Annotated in this window: 14 protein-coding genes and 3 pseudogenes; 4 read left to right on the forward strand and 13 right to left on the reverse strand. The window is 64.9% G+C overall.

The features are described 5' to 3' along the window. Positions 1–267: 267 nt before the first annotated feature. Positions 268–481: pseudogene (locus AC5592_RS04115) on the reverse strand (cytochrome P450); the annotation flags it as partial. 187 nt (positions 482–668) lie between these two features. Between AC5592_RS04115 and AC5592_RS04120 the strand changes: the two are divergent. Continuing rightward, positions 669–814 (forward strand): annotated as a pseudogene (locus tag AC5592_RS04120) (cytochrome P450); the annotation flags it as partial. A gap of 8 nt (positions 815–822) precedes the next feature. Here the strand turns inward: AC5592_RS04120 and AC5592_RS04125 are convergent. After that, positions 823–1,178 (reverse strand): annotated as a pseudogene (locus AC5592_RS04125) (cytochrome P450); the annotation flags it as partial. 456 nt (positions 1,179–1,634) lie between these two features. Here AC5592_RS04125 and AC5592_RS04130 point away from each other — a divergent pair. Then, on the forward strand, positions 1,635–2,756 hold the full coding sequence (locus AC5592_RS04130; RefSeq protein WP_063063449.1) for an NDMA-dependent alcohol dehydrogenase: 1,122 nt from the start codon (positions 1,635–1,637) through the stop codon (positions 2,754–2,756). Positions 2,757–2,811: 55 nt separating this feature from the next. After that, the gene (locus AC5592_RS04135) at positions 2,812–3,087 is read left to right on the forward strand and encodes an alpha/beta hydrolase family protein (protein ID WP_063063450.1); all 276 of its coding nucleotides are present in this window, start codon (positions 2,812–2,814) and stop codon (positions 3,085–3,087) included. Positions 3,088–3,143: 56 nt separating this feature from the next. Here AC5592_RS04135 and AC5592_RS04140 read toward each other — a convergent pair whose 3' ends face one another. The 10 genes from AC5592_RS04140 to AC5592_RS04185 form a co-directional block, all read right to left on the reverse strand. Then, on the reverse strand, positions 3,144–4,292 hold the full coding sequence (locus AC5592_RS04140; protein WP_063063451.1) for a CaiB/BaiF CoA transferase family protein: 1,149 nt from the start codon (positions 4,290–4,292) through the stop codon (positions 3,144–3,146). Continuing rightward, positions 4,289–5,521 carry a CaiB/BaiF CoA transferase family protein gene (locus AC5592_RS04145; RefSeq protein WP_063063452.1) on the reverse strand — a complete coding sequence of 411 codons (1,233 nt, stop codon included), beginning with the start codon at positions 5,519–5,521 and terminating at the stop codon, positions 4,289–4,291. The genes AC5592_RS04140 and AC5592_RS04145 overlap by 4 nt, the downstream gene beginning before the upstream one ends. A gap of 49 nt (positions 5,522–5,570) precedes the next feature. After that, on the reverse strand, positions 5,571–6,374 hold the full coding sequence (locus AC5592_RS04150; RefSeq protein ID WP_063063453.1) for an SDR family NAD(P)-dependent oxidoreductase: 804 nt from the start codon (positions 6,372–6,374) through the stop codon (positions 5,571–5,573). Further along, on the reverse strand, positions 6,371–7,582 hold the full coding sequence (locus AC5592_RS04155; RefSeq protein WP_063063454.1) for a CaiB/BaiF CoA transferase family protein: 1,212 nt from the start codon (positions 7,580–7,582) through the stop codon (positions 6,371–6,373). The genes AC5592_RS04150 and AC5592_RS04155 overlap by 4 nt, the downstream gene beginning before the upstream one ends. 1 nt (position 7,583) lies before the next feature. Beyond that, a complete protein-coding gene (locus tag AC5592_RS04160) occupies positions 7,584–8,030 on the reverse strand; it encodes a Zn-ribbon domain-containing OB-fold protein (protein ID WP_063063455.1) in 447 nt (148 codons plus the stop codon). Between the two features lie 21 nt (positions 8,031–8,051). Next, complete coding sequence (locus AC5592_RS04165; RefSeq protein WP_232329186.1) at positions 8,052–9,263, reverse strand: thiolase family protein; 1,212 nt, start codon at positions 9,261–9,263, stop codon at positions 8,052–8,054. Positions 9,264–9,268: 5 nt separating this feature from the next. Then, positions 9,269–9,772 carry a MaoC family dehydratase gene (locus AC5592_RS04170; protein WP_063063456.1) on the reverse strand — a complete coding sequence of 168 codons (504 nt, stop codon included), beginning with the start codon at positions 9,770–9,772 and terminating at the stop codon, positions 9,269–9,271. Positions 9,773–9,805: 33 nt separating this feature from the next. Continuing rightward, positions 9,806–10,963 carry an acyl-CoA dehydrogenase family protein gene (locus AC5592_RS04175; protein ID WP_063063457.1) on the reverse strand — a complete coding sequence of 386 codons (1,158 nt, stop codon included), beginning with the start codon at positions 10,961–10,963 and terminating at the stop codon, positions 9,806–9,808. Positions 10,964–11,127: 164 nt separating this feature from the next. After that, entirely contained in the window at positions 11,128–12,282 is a 1,155-nt protein-coding gene (locus AC5592_RS04180; protein ID WP_063063458.1) for a CaiB/BaiF CoA transferase family protein, read from the reverse strand. Then, positions 12,279–13,721 carry an aldehyde dehydrogenase gene (locus tag AC5592_RS04185; RefSeq protein WP_371507086.1) on the reverse strand — a complete coding sequence of 481 codons (1,443 nt, stop codon included), beginning with the start codon at positions 13,719–13,721 and terminating at the stop codon, positions 12,279–12,281. The genes AC5592_RS04180 and AC5592_RS04185 overlap by 4 nt, the downstream gene beginning before the upstream one ends. A 379-nt stretch (positions 13,722–14,100) precedes the next feature. Here AC5592_RS04185 and AC5592_RS04190 point away from each other — a divergent pair, with 379 nt between their 5' ends. After that, on the forward strand, positions 14,101–15,453 hold the full coding sequence (locus tag AC5592_RS04190) for a phenylacetate--CoA ligase family protein (protein WP_063063460.1): 1,353 nt from the start codon (positions 14,101–14,103) through the stop codon (positions 15,451–15,453). A 56-nt stretch (positions 15,454–15,509) separates the two neighbouring features. Here AC5592_RS04190 and AC5592_RS04195 read toward each other — a convergent pair whose 3' ends face one another. Then, the gene (locus AC5592_RS04195; RefSeq protein WP_063063542.1) at positions 15,510–16,496 is read right to left on the reverse strand and encodes a LysR family transcriptional regulator; all 987 of its coding nucleotides are present in this window, start codon (positions 16,494–16,496) and stop codon (positions 15,510–15,512) included. Positions 16,497–16,525 lie beyond the last annotated feature (29 nt).

Genomic DNA, 16,525 nt, shown 5'->3' on the forward strand with positions numbered 1-16,525 from the left:
CGCGGGCACAGGCCGGCGCCGTCGCGCTCTCATATTCACTGACGTCCTCATCATCGTTCTCCCGAGCGAAGTGGTCACATACTGTTCGAGCGCAAACCGCTTGCCGCGCAATCATTCCCACGGTGGACCGGAAGGAACTGCATTTCCGAACCCGTTCACGCCATTCGAATGTAGGCAGCATGCCGGCTCTCGACTGTCCAGAAATGTGCACAATCGTCACCCGTACCGGAGACCCGAATGCGTTTGTGCGCACCGGTTTCCGAATGCTCAGCCGAGACTCACGGGTGGTGCGGGCGGGAAGACGACCGGTAGCGCGGTCAGTGCGCGATGAAACGGCCCGGGGCGCCAGGCCAGTTGCTCGGCCGGCACGGCGAGCCGCATATCGGGCAGGGCGTCGAGTAGTTGATCGACCGCATCCTGCGCGACCAGATAGGCCACAGATCGGGGCCGGGCAGGAGTGCGGACCGATACTCCACGACAGGTCCGCACTGTGATCAACGGGAACGCGATTCGTTCGACCGTGTGGTGCAACGAGAACATTTCGACCTCGCTCAGCGCCGCGACCGTAATGCGTTCTGCGAAACCGGGACGGCTGAAATCATCGGCCAGTACGCGTATCCGCTCACTTTCGAGGTAGTCGATACGCTGCTCGGCTGCCCGCCCGATTCACGCACGCGGCTCTGGACGAGGTGCTGTTCACCGACCCGCCGCTGGCGAACATCTTTGCACGACCTTTCCCCGGCAGCCGATCCTGATCGACGGAGTCTGGCTGCCCGCGCACCAGCCTGTCGTGATCAGCATGGCGGCTTGCAACAAAGGATTGCGGTAGCGCGCATGGTCGGCTTCCGTGCTGCGAAATGCGTTGGGCCGCGATTCAATCAGTGGCAGCACCGGGCAGTCGTGCGGTATCCGCTGCTGCCAGTGGCGCGGGTCCGCCGGGAAGTGCTCGGGGTCGTTGAGGATTCGCCGAGCGATCTGATAGTCGATCACCAGAGTGGCCGGCCCACCGGGAGCCAGTTCGATCGGCACCAGCGCACCGAACCGACGACGCATCTCGCGGTAGACCCGATGCGGGTCGGCGGCGAATTCCTCTGTGTACAGGGCGATTCGGGGACGCTACCGTCCGTCGGCGAGCCGTGTGGAGCAGGCCCGCCGGGGGCCTGCGCAGGGGTGGTCATGAAGGGACTCCGAAGATTCGAGCAACCAATGACGGCCGCCGGTCGCGAGCGACCGCGGCAGCTGATCGACATGGTATCCGGAGTCATCCAGCATCAGACGCAAAATAGAATATGTTACGCACTAGATTTTGACCACTGTTCGGCATCGTCGAGGGTGCGTGTGCGGCGGCGCGCCCCCGCGCGCAGGCCGTTGCCGTACCACGACGGTCGTGCAGCCGGACCGCACGGCCCCGAGACCCCCGAGTTCGGTCAGCGTTGCGACCTCTGCCCCGATCGGACGAGTGGGCCGCCGAGCGCACGCCGATGCGAGTTCTGTTGAAATTTCGCGAATTCCCATTTCGAAAAATGCCAATTGACCTGCTTTTGCAGGCGATGCCAAAATGCGCAAAGTATTCTCGCGATCGGCGCGAAACATTCAGCCCGACCGCATTTCATGTTTCCAGAGGAGTTGGGTCGATGAGGACACGGGGCGCGGTGCTGCTCGAATCTCCGGGCCGATACGAGGTCGTCGAGTTGGAAATGGACGATCCCAGGGCGGGCGAGATCCGCGTGAAGATGGTCGCCAGCGGACTGTGCCATTCCGACGACCACTTCGCCGTCGGGGATCAGACTCCGGGCATCCTGCCGATCGCCGGTGGACACGAGGGGGCGGGCATCGTGGAAGCGGCCGGGCCGGGGACCATCGGCTTCGCCGAGGGCGACCACGTGGTCTTCTCCTTCCTGCCGGTCTGCGGGCGCTGCAAATGGTGTGCGAAGGGTCTGCAGAATCTCTGCAATCTCGGGGCGTTCTTGGCCACCGGCGCACGCTTCGACGACCCCACGTCGTTCCGGCTCTCGATGGACGGCAGGCCCGTGGGACAGCTCGCCGGATTGGGCACGTTCTGCGAACACGTGACGGTGTCGACCGCATCGGCCATTCGCATCGATCCGACGATCCCGCTCGATGTCGCGGTGCTCACCGGGTGCGGTATCGGCACCGGCTGGGGCGCTGCGGTGAATTCGGCTCAGGTGCGCCCGGGCGACGTGGTGATCGTGATGGGCATCGGCGGTATCGGCATCAATGCCGTCCAAGGCGCCGCACATGCCGGTGCGAGTGCGGTCATCGCCGTGGATCCGGTGGAGTTCAAACGGGACTGCGCACTGAAATTCGGTGCCACGCAGGCATTCTCGACGATGGAGGAAGCCGAAGAACTCGCACGTTCACTGACCGGAGGTCAAGGCGCGGATGCCTCGATCGTCACCGTCGGCGTGACGACGGGCCGTCATATCGGTCAGGCATTGCAGGCAGTGCGCAAGGGCGGAACCTGCGTCGCCGTCGGCCTCGGTGACACCCTCGTCAAGGACGGCGACATCAACCTGCACGAGTTGACGCTGTTCCAGAAACGGTTGCAGGGCGCGCTGTTCGGCGCCTGCTCCCCCACCGCCGACATTCCCGCCCAACTCGCGATGTACCAGCAGGGCACACTCGAACTCGACGGACTCGTGACGACCCGCTATTCGCTGGACCAGATCAATCAGGGCTTCGACGATATGAAAGCCGGACGCAACTTGCGCGGCGTCGTCGTGCACGACACCTGACAACTTCGACACCGATGGCCGCGCATACGACTGCGCGGCCATCGCCCGTGGAGCGGTGCGCCGCACCGGTGCCACCGTCGCTGCGCGGTGCCGACCGCGCCCGCAAGGGATCTGGCTCCGAGGTACCCAGCCGCTGTGCATCGTTGTCGGCGACAAGCCCGGCGCCTTCGGTGCTTACCGCGACGGCGTCGAGCTCTACCGCCGCGCGGCCTCCAAGGACAAGGAACTCGTTGTGGCCGAGGGGTGGTCGCACTACGATCTTTACGACCAGCCGGAACCGGTCGCCATCGCGTTGAACCACCTGATTCCGTTCTACAAGAAGTACCTCTGAGCGGCGCCACCGGTCGGGCGCGAAAGCAACCGCCTCGGCGCCCGACCCGCGCGGCGTCAGGATTCGGTCCTGATGACCTGTCGGAGACAGTCATTGTCGGCGCCGATGTCGCGCGCCGAATGCAGTGGCGGCGAACGCTTTCCGTCGAACGACAGCGGCAGTCCCACCACCGCGATCTCCTCCTCCGAAGGCTTGCCGAGAATCGCGAGGGAGCGTATCTGCTCGTGCTCGACGATCTCCGCGGTGGTCTGGGTCGGGGCGACCGGAATTCCTGCGCTCTGCAGAATCTGCTGCCAGTGCTCGCGGGTCTCGGTCGCGATCCGCTCGCCGATCAACCGATCGATTTCGTCGCGGTTTCTCAATCTTCCACTGTTGGTGGCGAATCGGTCGTCCAGAGCCCACTCCGGATGTCCGAGCACCTCGCTCAGACGGGCGAACAGCCCGTCGTTGGCGCAGCTGACCACCAGATGACCATCGGCCGCGGCATAAGCCCGGTGCGGCACGATGAAGGCGACTCCCGAACCGTGACGCCCACCGATCTCACCGTCGGCGGTGTAATTGGCGACACCGACCGACATCCAGGCCATGGCGGTTTCCAACAGCGAACTGTTCACGGTAGCTCCGCAGTGCTTCAGCTGCCGGCGCAGCAATGCGGCGAGAATGCCTATCATTGCCCACATTCCGGTGCCGAAGTCGACGATCGACACCCCGGCTCGGACGGGGGCCTGCCCCTCCTCGCCGGTGATACTCATGATTCCCGAGAACGCCTGCATCAGCGGGTCGTAGCCGGGCAGCGTATTCATCGGGCCGGTGTGACCGAATGCGCCGATCTCGGAATAGATGAGTTCAGGTTTGGTCACCCGCAGGCTGTCGGCGTCCAGCCCGTACTTCGCCGCGGAGCCGGGACGCAGGTTGTGGATGAAGACGTCGGCACGGGAAGCGATCAACTCGTGCAGGTCTGCGAGCTGATCTTGATCCTTGATATCGATACGGACGCAATGCTTTCCGCGATTCAAGGCATGGAACGCGGCGCCGCTGCCCTGCCACATGCTCGGGCCCCAGCCGCGCGACGAGTCGCCGCTCGGCCGCTCCACCTTCCACACCTGCGCGCCCAATTCCGCGAGTATCTTGCCCGCGAAGGGAGCAGAGGCACTGTCGCCCAATTCCACCACGGTTATTCCGGCCAGCGGCAGATCGCTCGTCATGGCTGTCTCCGATTCCTATTCGCCGGCGTCGCACGATCGGCCTCGTATGCGGCTCCCGAGTTCAACAGTTGTTCGATTTCCGCTGCGCCGAAACCATATTCGGCCAACAGTTGTGTGGAATGCTCCCCGAGCCGTGGCGCCGGATACCGCAATTCCGGTCGGCTTTCGCTCCACTGCTGCGGGATGCCGAGCGATCTGAGCTTGCCTTCGGTGGGATGGTCCTCGTCGATGAAGAAGCCGACATCCTTCATGTGCGGATCGTCCAGCAAGGAGTCGGGGGTGTTCATCTCGATCACCGGAATATCGGCATCGGTTAGGAGGCCCACCCACTCGGCGGTCGACTTCGTGGTGAAGGTTCGTGCCAGAAACTCGTACAGCTCGGCGATGTTCGCGGTCCGGCCGTGGATGTCGGCGAAGCGCGGATCCGCTGTCATCTCCGGGTGTCCGGACAGGTCGAAGAACCGGTGCCAGTGCTTATCGGTGTAGACATTGACGCCGAGGTAACCGTCGGTAGTGCGATACGGACGGCGATCCGGATTCATCATCCGGGCATAACCCCAGTCACCGATCGGCGGGTCGAAGGTGTAACCGTAGAGGTGATCGCCCATCACGAAATGCGCGAAGGTCTCGAACATCGGCACCTGGACCTCCTGGCCGCGGCCGGTCCGCTCACGATGGAACAACGCCATCGATATCGCCGTGGAAGTCGCCATTCCGACGACCCGATCGGCGATCGCGGTGGCGACATAATCCGGCGCGCCGATCTTGCGGCTCTGTAGCACCGGCATACCGACCGCGGCCTGGATCAGGTCGTCGTAGGCCGGACGCGCCGCGTACGGTCCGTTCTGACCGAAACCGAATGCGCCGCAATAGATCACCTTGGGATTGATCGCGCGGACGTCGTCGTAGGACAGACCGAGTTTCGCCATCGCCTGCGGGCGCAGGCTGTACAGCACCACATCGGCCGATTCCAGCATCCGTTTCAGCGCGGCATTGCCGTCCGCGGATTTCAGGTCGAGCACGATGCTGCGTTTATTGCGGTTGAGGTGCAGGAAGATGGCACCCATGCCGCGATGGCGACACGGTCCGACGCCGCGAGTGGTGTCGCCCGCGCGGGACTCGATCTTGGCGACGTCGGCGCCCATATCAGCCAGTAGCAGCGAGGCGTAGGGACCCATGAAATTCGACGTCAGATCGAGAATCCGTATTCCGTCCAATGGTCCGGTCATTATCGATACCTCTGCTTGTAAACCATGGTCGTCCGCCCTCGACCCCCGGTCAATGAATGGTCAGCCCGCCGGTCGGACTGACCGTGGAGCCGGTGAGATAGTGCGCGTCGTCGGAGGCCAGGAACGCCACGACATTGCCGATATCGGGTGGCGCGGCGACTCCGAAGGGTGCGCGAGCGAGGATTTTCTCGTATTGCCGGCGATGCGCCTCCGAAACCCCGTCGTCTTGTTCGAAGGCAGCCACCCACGATGGCGAGTCGCGGACGACGGTCACGCACACGCAGTTCACTCGGATCCGGTCGCGCGCCAACTCCTTGGACAGTACTTTGCTCGCCTGGATCAGCCCGCCCGAGAACGTCGCTATCGCGGTTTGCCCCGGAGTCGGCGCCCGGCCGCCCTCAGATGTCACGAATATGACGCTGCCCGAACCGCTTTCGCGTAGGTAGGGCACCGCCGCCTGCACGACGCGCAATTTCGCGCCCACCGCCTGGCCGATGAAGGCGGTGACGCGATCGAGATCGATGTCGGCGAACGAGCCTCGGACCTCGGGCGCACGGGCCTCGTCGTCATTGCCACCGGCGTTCGGGACGACAATGTCGATGCCGCCGAAGCGGCGTGCGGTCTGTGCCGCGAGTTCATCCATGTCCCGCCGGCAACGAACGTCGCCGGGGATGAATCCACCGCTTCCACCGTCGCCCCGGATCTGGGCCAGCACAGCGTCGGCTTTGCGCTCGTCGCGGCCGTTGAGTACCACAGTCGCGCCACCGGCGGCCAGGCGCCGCGCGATTCCGGCGCCGATACCGCCCGTTCCACCCGTGACGACAGCGACCTTGCCGGCCAATGTGTCGTTCATCGTGCTCGCACCTCCGCCGCGCGCACGGCGCCGCCGGCGACCAGATCGTCGATCTCGTCACGATCGAACCCCGCCTCGGTGAGCAACTCGGCCGAATGCTCACCCAGACGCGGTGCCGGATAACGCAATTCGGGAGCGTCGACGCTCCATCGCTGCGGAATGCCCATCGTGCGCAACCGACCCTCCGAGGGGTGCTCCTCATCGCGGAAGAAGCCGACCCCCTTCATATGCGGATCGTCGAGAACGGTTGCGGGCGTATGCATCCGAATCGAGGGAATATCGGCGTCGGTGAGTAGCCGTAGCCATTCCGCTGTGGTCTTGGCCGGGAACACTTCCGACAGGAATTCGTAGAGGATTCCCACATGTTCGGCCCGGCTGTGGACGTCGGCGAAACGAGGATCAGCGGCCAGCTCCGGGTGGCCGGACACCGCGAAGAACGAATTCCAATGCTTGTCGATGTAGAGGTTCACCGCGATGTAACCGCCGTCGGAGGTCCGATAGGGTCGCCGGCCGGGGTCCATCGTCCGTGCGTACCCCCAGTCGCCGATCGGGGGATCGAAGGTATAGCCGTAGAGGTGGTCGCCCAGAACGAATTGCGCGAAGGTCTCGAACATCGGCACCTGAACTTCTTGGCCGACACCGGTGATCGACCGTCGATACAGTGCGGCGGTGACCGCGGTGCCCGCGGCCAGCCCCACCGCGCGGTCGGCCAGTGGCGTCGCCACGTTCTCAGGCTCTCCGGATTTGCGGCTCTGCAGGACCGGCAACCCCACCCCGGCCTGGATGAGATCGTCGTACGCGGGACGGTCGGCATAGGGTCCGTCCTGACCGAAGCCGTACATTCCGCAGTAGATGATGCGCGGATTGCGCGCCCGGGCGTTCTCGTAGGCCAGCCCCAGCCGGGCCATCGCGGTCGGTCGCATGCTGTGCATCAGCACGTCGGCGGTGCCGATCATCCGCAGCAATGCCTCGGCCCCGGCCGACGTCTTCAGGTCGAGAGCGAGGCTGCGCTTGTTGCGGTTGAGGTGCAGGAAATTCGAGCTCATTCCGGCATGACGGGATGGGCCTACATTGCGGATCGTGTCACCCGCCGGCGGCTCTATCTTCCACACGTCGGCGCCCAGATCTCCGAGCTGCAGTGAGGCGTAGGGGCCCATCACATTCGTGGTCAGGTCGAGTACGCGCACGCCGTCCAAAGGTCCCGCCATGTCAATCCCCCACTGGATCAGTGGATTTCGTGCCATCGCCTAGGCGGCCGAATACCGGAAGTTTCTGCCCGCCGCGCTCGACGAAGTGGACCTCCACCGGCATGCCGATCTCGATCGTTTCCGGGTCGCCTTCGATCTGGGTGAACAGGTGATAGCCCTCGGCCAGTTCGACGAATCCGACGGTGTAGGGCACGATCGCCGCCCACACCGGGGTCGGGCCGCGGCCGATCGTACTGTAGGAGTAGACCGTTCCGACTCCCCGCGACTGCTGCCAGCTGAGTTCGGCGGCATCGCAGTGCGGGCAGTGTGAATGCGCCGGCCACACCGCCTCATGGCAGGCCCCGCAGCGCTGGTAGGTCAGCCGCTCCTCGGCCACCGCGTCCCAATACGGTTCGGAATCGAGCTGGCGGTAGGGCTGCGGCCACTCGTTCAGGGGTACTTCGCTCATGTCGTTAGTCCTTTTCCCTGGTCACGCCGCCGACGACAGCAGCATGACGCTGCCCGCGGCGAGCATCCCGCCGGCTCCCTGAACGAGCACCGTTTCCGGTCGCGTCGCCGGTGCCGCCCCCAGTGCGGTGCCGCGCAATTGCCGGATGGCCTCGACGAGGCTGTCCATATTGCAGGAGATACCGGGCTGTCCGAACGACAGCCAGCCGCCGTTGGTATCGGTCGGCAGATCTCCGCCGATGGCGGTGCGGCCCTCGCGGTAGATGTCGATGCCGTGCCCCTTCTTCGCGAACCCGAGATCCTCGAGCACGATCGGGCCCATATGCGCGAAGTTCACCGACAGCTGCAACATGTCGATATCCGACGGACCGAGCCCGGACATGCCGTACGCCTGCCGGGCCGCCTCGGCCGTCGCGGTGTGGGTGAGGTTCGGCAGCGCACCAAGTCCAGGGAATCGACTGTGCCGCAGGTTCATACGGTCGGTGAGATACTCGTGCGTGCTCGCCGAACCATAACCGTGGACGTAGACGACGCCGTCGCGGTCGCCGACGTTGTCGGGCGAGGTAACGACCAGCGCACCGCCGGTCCCGCCTCCCCAGGTCGAGCACATCCACCGGCGCAACGGTGTCGCGACGTAGGGAGACGAGAGCACCTTCTCCCGATCGATCTCACCGAACCGCGCCTTGGCGGCATGCGGATGGCGCACGCCCCACCGCTGATTCGCGATCGCGACATCCGCCAAATCGGCTTCGGTGATACCGAATTCGTGGAAATACCGGCACGCCGCCTGCGCGTACAGCGACGGAATCGTCGCACCGTAAGGAACTTCCACCTGCGGATCCGAATCCGCCTCCGCTCCCATCGCCACGGCATCGACGAACAGCTCGGTCGCATCGCTCTGCAGGCACAGCACATATTCGGCCTGTCCCGCCGCGATCATCTGCGAGGCGATCGCGATACTCGAGGTGAGACCCGCACCGTGCATGGTGATTTCACTGTCGATGGTCACCGGCATGTGCATGTGCGAGATGAAGATGTTCGACCACTGCGAGCGTTTGTCGGCCCAGGGCGAGCGGCCGGTGAAGACCGCGTCGATCTGATTCTTACGAATGCCCGCATCGGCGAGGGCACCGTAGGTCGCCTGCACGGCGAGCTGCATGGGGTCCTTGCGGTTGTCCCGCGAGGCGTAGGCATCGCCCATGCCGATGATCGCGGCGACGGGAGTGGCAGGCACGGATATCAGTCCTTCGGGCGCTCGGTGGGGACGGAGGAGCCGACCAGCGCGTCGAGGTCCTCGCGCTTGCGCAGCATCAGCAGGCTCCACTCGCTCTTCTGCACGACATAGCCGTCCTGGTTGAGCGCCTTCATCAAGAAGGTGACGACCCCGAACTTGTCGTCCTTGTCCTTCTTGCCGATCACCTCGGCGGTGGCGTAGATGGTGTCGCCGATGACCACCGGCTTCAGATACCGCAGGTTGTCGATTCCGTAGTTCGCCTGAATCGACGGACCGAACTGGATCAGCCCGGTCATCACCGAATAGGTCAGCGATCCCTGCACGATCCGCTCACCGAACCGCGTTTGCGAGGCGTAGTGCACATTCGAGTGGATCTCGATCCAGTTACCGGTGATCGCACAGAAATTCACGACATCGGTTTCGGTGATCGTCCGCCCGCCCGAGCGGAAGATCGTGCCGACCTCGATCTCGTCGAGCGGCATATCGATACGATTGTTGATGGCTACCATCGAATTCCTCCAGAAGTACTGCGGGGCAGACGGTTACGCTGTCGCGGACAGGCGCATCGACTTCGCGATGATGGTGCGCTGAATCTGCGAGGTACCACCGCCGATGGTGGACTGCACGCTCTCGCGCAGGTAACGCTCCATATCCGCCTCGGGCAGGTTGGCGTAACCGCCCAGAATCTGCATGCCGTCGAGCGCGCACTGCTTGAGGGTCTCCGAGCCGGCCAGCTTCGCCATCGAGGTCTCGCTCGCGGCGGGCAGGTTCTCCGCTTTCATCTTCGCGGCGCGATAGCAGAGCAGGCGGGCGGCGTCGACCCGCGTCTGGTTCTCGGCCAGCATGTGCTTAAGTACCTGGAATTCGTAGATCGGCTTCCCGAACTGCACGCGCTCGTGGGCGTACTTATTCGCCGCCCGGACCGCTTCCTGAGCGTTTCCGACATAGGCCGCGGCAACCGCGCAGCGCTCCAGCTCCAGGTGCTCGGTGATGATCTTCCAGCCCTGGCCGACCTCACCGAGCAGCGCGTCGGCGGGAACGCGGACCTCGTCGAGGAAGATCTCGGTGGTGCCGGTCGCGTGACGCGACAGGGTGGGAAGCCGCCGAATGTCCAGGCCGGGTGTGTCGTTCGGGATCAACAGCACCGACAGGCCGCCGTGCTTGTCCTCGGTGTCGGTGCGCACCAGCATCGCGATCACGGTGTCCTTCGCGGCGGCGCCACTGCACCACAGCTTCTGACCGGACACGACCCAGTCGCCGTTCTCGTCGCGGCGAGCGCGGGTCTTGGTGTTGGAGGCGTCGGAGCCGGCGTCGGGTTCGGAGATCGACACCGAGAACCGAATCTGCCCGTCGATGAACGGCTTGACGTAGCGCGCCTTCTGCTCCGCGGTGCCGTACTTGATGATGTTCATCGCGGTGAAGGTGGGCACGAGCACAGAGCAGGCGAAGTCGAATCCGAATTTGCCCAGTCCTTCGGCCATCAGCGAATAGTCGAAGATGTCACCGCCGGAGCCGCCCTCGTCCTCCGGGATGAGAATGCCGAGCCAGCCCTGTTTCGCGATCTTCTCATAGGCTTCGTACGGGTATTCGCGGCCCGAGTCGCATTTGCGCACGTATTCGACGGTGATCTCGTTGTCCATGAATTTGTTGACCACATCGAGCCAGTCCGCCTGGGATTCGGTGAGAAAGTTCGAATTCATTTCGTGTTCGCTCCAAATAGTGATGTAAGAGCCGGTGATTTTCGGATTCGCCCCGGTATCGAGGCTAAACCGCGGGCCCCGGCGATCCAAGTGATAAATTGCGAATCAGCGCTTCGACGGATTCGAACAGTGCGATCGACGATTTTCCGGGCGCACAATCCGGTTCATGTGATCGCCCCGGCGGCACGCAGCGCCGCCAGCCGCGCCGGCGCGAATCCCCAGTCGCCGAGCACCTCGTCGGTGTGCTCGCCCGGGCGCGCGGGCGGTCGCTGGACGGCGCCCGGCGTGCGACTGAAACGCGGCGCCGGTGCGGGTTGGACCACGCCCTCGACCTCGATGAACGTTTCCCGGGCCCGCAGATGCGGATGCTGGGGAGCCTCGCTCAGCGACAGCACCGGCGCGAAGCACACATCCTCGCCTTCGGCCAGCTCACACCATTCGTCGCGGGTGCGGGTGGCGAACACCTCGGCGAGGCGCTCGCACATTTCCGGCCAGCGGGACCGGTCGTGCTGATCGGGCATTTCGGCCTCGTCCAATTCCAGAATGCGCAGCGTGTTGCGCCAGAAACGCGCTTCATTGGAACCGATCGCCAGCCATTGCCCGTCGCGCGCGCGATACGTGGTGTACCAGGGCGCGCCGGAGTCGAGCCGGTTCACGCCCCGCTCGTCGCGCCAATAGCCCGCCGCGTGCAGTCCGTAGAACAGTGTCATGAGAGAGGCCGATCCATCGACCATCGCCGCGTCGATCACCTGTCCCCGCCCTGAACCGTGGCGTTCCAGCAACGCGGCGAGAATGCCGAACGCCAGATACAGCGCGCCGCCGCCGAAGTCACCGGCGAGATTCAGCGGAGGAGTCGGCGGACCGCCCGCGGAACCGATCGAATGCAGAACTCCGGTCAGCGCGATGTAGTTGATGTCGTGCCCGGGCGCCTGAGCGAGCGGGCCATGTTGACCCCAGCCTGTCATCCGGCCATAAACCAAGCCGGGGTTCGCCCCCATGCATTCGTCGGGCCCCAGCCCCAGTCTTTCGGCGACGCCCGGACGAAAACCTTCGACCAGAACATCGGCCCGGCGCACCAGATCCAGCACCGCCGCAACGGCTTCCGGCTTCTTCAGATCGATGGCCGCGCTACGCCGCCCCCGGTTGAGCAGATCGAATCGCGGCGCGACCGGCGCCCCGCCGTCGTATCCGGGCGGACGATCGATGCGGATGATGTCGGCACCGAGATCGGACAGCAGCTGACAGGAGAAAGGAGTTGGCCCGACGCCACCCAATTCGACTACCTTGATGCCCGACAGCGGGCCGGCCGATTCGCTCATCCGCACTCCGTAGCAGCCACGGTTCCGTGTCGGACGGTCAGGTCGCGTGGCAACCCGACCGACTTGAACTCGATGAACTCGTCGAAACCTTCGGGGCCCAGTTCCCGGCCGAGGCCGCTGTTCTTGACTCCGCCGACCGGTGCGGCCAATCCCACCGGATTGCCATTGATTTCGACCGTTCCGGTCCGGATCCGTTCGGCCAGAGCGAGCGCATGCTGTGGGTCGGCGGTGAAGATCGCGCCGTTGAGTCCGTACGAAGAATCGTTGGCGATGGCGACCGCCTCGTCCTCGGTGTCGTATTCCAGCACCGACAGCACCGGCCCGAAGATCTCCTCCTGCGCGATACGCATTTCCGGACGCACGCCGGCGAAGATGGTCGGCTCGACGAACCACCCGGTGTCCAGCCCCGCGGGCCGGCCGCCGCCCAGAACGGCAGTCGCACCTTCCGCACCCCCGGCCCGGATATATCCCTCGACGGCCTCGCGTTGCCGCGCGGAGACCAGTGGACCGAATTCGGTGGCCGGGTCCGACGGGTCGCCCACGGGCATGGATTCGGTCGCGGCACGGAGGGCATCGATGAATTCCGTTGCACGCCTGCGCGATACCACCACCCGGGTCTTGGAGCTGCACACCTGCCCGGTATTGCGGAACGCGCCGACCCGCAGTGCTTCGACCGTGGATTCCAGATCGGCATCGTCGAGCACCAGAGCGGCCGACTTGCCACCGAGTTCGAGCGCGGCTCGCCGGATGAGGCCACCGCACAACGAGCCGATCCGGCGCCCAGCACCGGTGGAGCCGGTGAAGGAGACCATATCCACCCCGGGGTGGGTCACCAAGTACTCGCTCGGATCACGATGCGCGGGAACGATATTCACGACACCATCCGGAAGCCCTGCCCGTGAGAGGAATTCGGCGAGCAGATAGGCATCCAGGGGCGTCTCGGGCGAGGGTTTGAGCACGACCGTGCACCCGGCCAGCAGCGCGGGCGCCAGTTTCATCATCGTCACCAGATGCGGGGCGTTCCACGGCACGATCGCGGCGAGCACGCCGACCGGTTCACGGGTCACCCGGGCCCGGCCGGAGGGGGCCTCGCGGATTTCGTCGAACGGATATTCCTGCGCGAGGTCGATCATCGCGTCCACGATCAAGCGCGGGCGCAGCGCCTGAATGCTGTGTGATTGCGTTATCGGGCAACCCATTTCGGCACTGACAACCTCGGCCATGAGGGTCTCGGCCGCCCGCATCTCCGCACTGAGCCTGCCCATCACCTCGAGTCGATCGGCGAGCGACATCCGCGGCCAAGGCCCATGATCGAACGCGCGGCGCGCTGCTGCCACGGCGGCATCGATGTCGGCGTTCGCACCGGCGGGGACCGAAGCGATCGTCTGCTCGGTATACGGCGACACCACGTCGATGCGCTCATCGGTCGACGGAGCCACCCATTGTCCACCGATGAACAAGCTGTCATATTTTCCTTGCCATACCATGTGTCAGCTCCCGGGATACTTGAAAGTGCATGCGTAGCGGACCGAGACAGACCCGATCACAGCGAGGCTATTTCGCTTTCGCAGATATTCCAATTGGCAAAATACGAATTCGAGATTCGAATTATTCGAACCGCTTTCACCTATCGGAAACTGCCGAATCGTGGATATCATGAAGTTCGGTTTGCCGTGGGCCGCACTCGCCTGCCGTCGGTGCGCGATGAACGCGATAACACCCATTTCACCTGGGCAGCAGGTATTTCCGTGGAACCGCCGGCGAGGATGGCCCTGATCCAGTTCGGCCGCGGACCTCGGGCACAATATTGGAGGAAAGATGAGTAGAGCTCCGTTCTCGGAGTCGTGGTGGAGCGAGATCGAAGGTGCGTCCCCCGCAGATGCGGCGGCGATTCAAGACGAGCGCCTGCGCGAGCAAATCGCGTATCTTGCCGCGCGCAGCGATTTCTATCGCGCGAAGTTCGCCGAACACAAGGTCGACCCGGAGAAGGTGCGAACCGTCGCCGATCTGGCTGGGTTGCCCTTCACCGAGAAGCAGGAGTTGCGCGACAGCCTGGCGCGGACACCACCGCTGGGCGCGCACGTCGCGGCCGCCCCATCGCAGATCGTGCAGATCCAGGCATCGTCCGGGACCACCGGCAGCCCCAGCTACGTGGGTCTGACCCCGAGCGATATCGGGACCTGGTCCGAACTCGGGGCACGAGCGCTGTACGCCAACGGTTTCCGTCCCGGCGACCGCCTGTTGCACGCCTTCGGGATGAGCAAGGGTTTCGTCGGCGGTCTGCCGGTCGTGCAGATCCTGCAGTACATGGGGATCGTCGACATTCCGATCGGCGCCGAGGCCGGTGCCGAGCGCTTGTTGCGCGTGCAGGCCGATCAGCGTCCCGACGCGCTGATCGGCACGCCGTATTTCCTCACCTATCTGGCCGAACAGGCTCCCGAGATCGTCGGGCAGCAGGCTCGCGATCTCGGCGTTCGTGCGATCAGCGTCGGCGGTGAGCCCGGTGGCGGACTGCCCGCCGTGCGGCAGCGGCTGGAATCCCTGTGGGGCGCCACCGCGCGAGAGATGCTGGGCGGCACCGACATCGCCTGCACGTATTGGGGTGAATGCGAGGCCGGTGAGGGGATGCATTTCCTGTCTCCCGACCTCATGGTCGCCGAGCTGATCGACCCCGTCACCGGGGATATCGTCGACCCGGTCGAGGGCGCCCAGGGTGAGTTGGTCTATACTGCGCTGCGGCGCCAGGCCTCCCCGCTGCTGCGTTTCCGCACCCGCGATCACGTTGTCGTCACCGGAACCGAATGTTCCTGCGGCCGAACCGGATACAAGGTCCGCTGTGTCGGCCGCACCGACGATATGCTGATCGTGCGGGGCATCAATCTGTTCCCGTCCGCGGTGAAGCAACTCGTCGTCGAGATGGAACCCGAGACGACCGGTGAGATGCGTATCCGCGCGGACTTCGAAGGGCATTCGACGCAGCGGCCGCTCCCGCTCGTGGTCGAGTACGCGGCCGGGCTGACCCCGGACCGGCAAGTCGCCCTGAAGGCCGCCATCGAAGACCGGGTGCGGTCGGCACTCAATGTGAAGACGATTGTCGAATTGGTGCCCGCCGGGACGTTGAAGCGGCCCGATCACGTCAAGGTCGCACTGGTGGAGCGGGCCGGTTCCTGAGCAGGTGCCGGTGGCACCGCATCGTGGCGGCGCCACCGGCATCGTGGCCTGTTCGCTCACCCCACGGGGGCGTCGTGGTCGGCCGAGACCGCGTGCAACGACCCCTCGACTGCCTGCACGGCGGCATCGTTTTCCGGCCGGGCCGACAACTGATGGATGAACGCCTGCGCGGCCGGGCTCGGCACGCGGCCACTCGGCGTCGCAATATGGATTCGGCGCACGGCCCAGGACTCGTCGAATTCCAGCACCGTGACCCGGGACAGCAGCGCGTGATCGAGCAGGCATTCCGGGACGACGGTCACACCCAGTCCGGCATGCACGAGTTCGATGGCGACCTCACAACTGCGCACACGATGAGGTGACCGGAATTCACCACCGAGCCGCTTGGCCGCGGCCCGGAACGCGCCGACCATCGCGCGCGGTGCGATCAGTCGTTCCGAGGCGAGCTCCTGGAATGTCACCGCGGTCTTCGCCCCCAGCGGGTTCCCCGGCGGCACCACGGCGACGAGCCGATCCTGCCGGTAGGGAATGACGTCGATGCCGTCCAGATCCAGATCGTAGGCGGCGGCGAAAACGCCGACATCCGCTTCGCCGCGCGCGACCTGCCGCACGATGTTGACGTTCTCCGTCTCCTGCAGGCCCACTTCGACCAACGGATACTCGCGTCCGAATTCGCCGATCTCGCGGGCGAGGAACGGCACGATGATGGTGCGCGCGGAGACGACGGACAACTCGCCTTGCACACCCTCGGTGAGTGCCGCGATTTCCGATCGCATCGCGTCCAGGCCTCCGAAGATCGACCGCGCATACCGCTCGAGTACCGCGCCCGCCGGGCTGGGCAGGACACCCTTGGGTCCGCGTTCGAGCAGTTCGACACCGGCGATGTCCTCGAGGACCTGGATTCGCTTGGTGGCGGTGGACGGGGCGATGTTCTCCCGGATGGCCGCGAGGCCGATCTGCCGCTCCTCGATCGCCGAGAGAAACAACCTCAGCGTGAACAGGTCGACCTGCCGGATCAGGTGAAGTCTGTTGAACGTTCCCATCTGGACCTCGCGATACAACTCCGGGATCT

Source organism: Nocardia violaceofusca NBRC 14427 (assembly GCF_963869435.1).
GTDB classification, from domain to species: Bacteria; Actinomycetota; Actinomycetes; order Mycobacteriales; family Mycobacteriaceae; genus Nocardia; species Nocardia aobensis.

Bases quoted from the DNA above. Each gene is read 5' to 3' on its own strand.
- AC5592_RS04130 (WP_063063449.1), top strand. From the start codon at position 1,635: ATGAGGACACGGGGCGCGGTGCTGCTCGAATCTCCGGGCCGATACGAG.
- AC5592_RS04140 (WP_063063451.1), bottom strand. From the start codon at position 4,292: ATGACGAGCGATCTGCCGCTGGCCGGAATAACCGTGGTGGAATTGGGC.
- AC5592_RS04145 (WP_063063452.1), bottom strand. From the start codon at position 5,521: ATGACCGGACCATTGGACGGAATACGGATTCTCGATCTGACGTCGAAT.
- AC5592_RS04150 (WP_063063453.1), bottom strand. From the start codon at position 6,374: ATGAACGACACATTGGCCGGCAAGGTCGCTGTCGTCACGGGTGGAACG.
- AC5592_RS04155 (WP_063063454.1), bottom strand. From the start codon at position 7,582: ATGGCGGGACCTTTGGACGGCGTGCGCGTACTCGACCTGACCACGAAT.
- AC5592_RS04160 (WP_063063455.1), bottom strand. From the start codon at position 8,030: ATGAGCGAAGTACCCCTGAACGAGTGGCCGCAGCCCTACCGCCAGCTC.
- AC5592_RS04170 (WP_063063456.1), bottom strand. From the start codon at position 9,772: ATGGTAGCCATCAACAATCGTATCGATATGCCGCTCGACGAGATCGAG.
- AC5592_RS04175 (WP_063063457.1), bottom strand. From the start codon at position 10,963: ATGAATTCGAACTTTCTCACCGAATCCCAGGCGGACTGGCTCGATGTG.
- AC5592_RS04180 (WP_063063458.1), bottom strand. From the start codon at position 12,282: ATGAGCGAATCGGCCGGCCCGCTGTCGGGCATCAAGGTAGTCGAATTG.
- AC5592_RS04190 (WP_063063460.1), top strand. From the start codon at position 14,101: ATGAGTAGAGCTCCGTTCTCGGAGTCGTGGTGGAGCGAGATCGAAGGT.
- AC5592_RS04195 (WP_063063542.1), bottom strand. From the start codon at position 16,496: ATGGGAACGTTCAACAGACTTCACCTGATCCGGCAGGTCGACCTGTTC.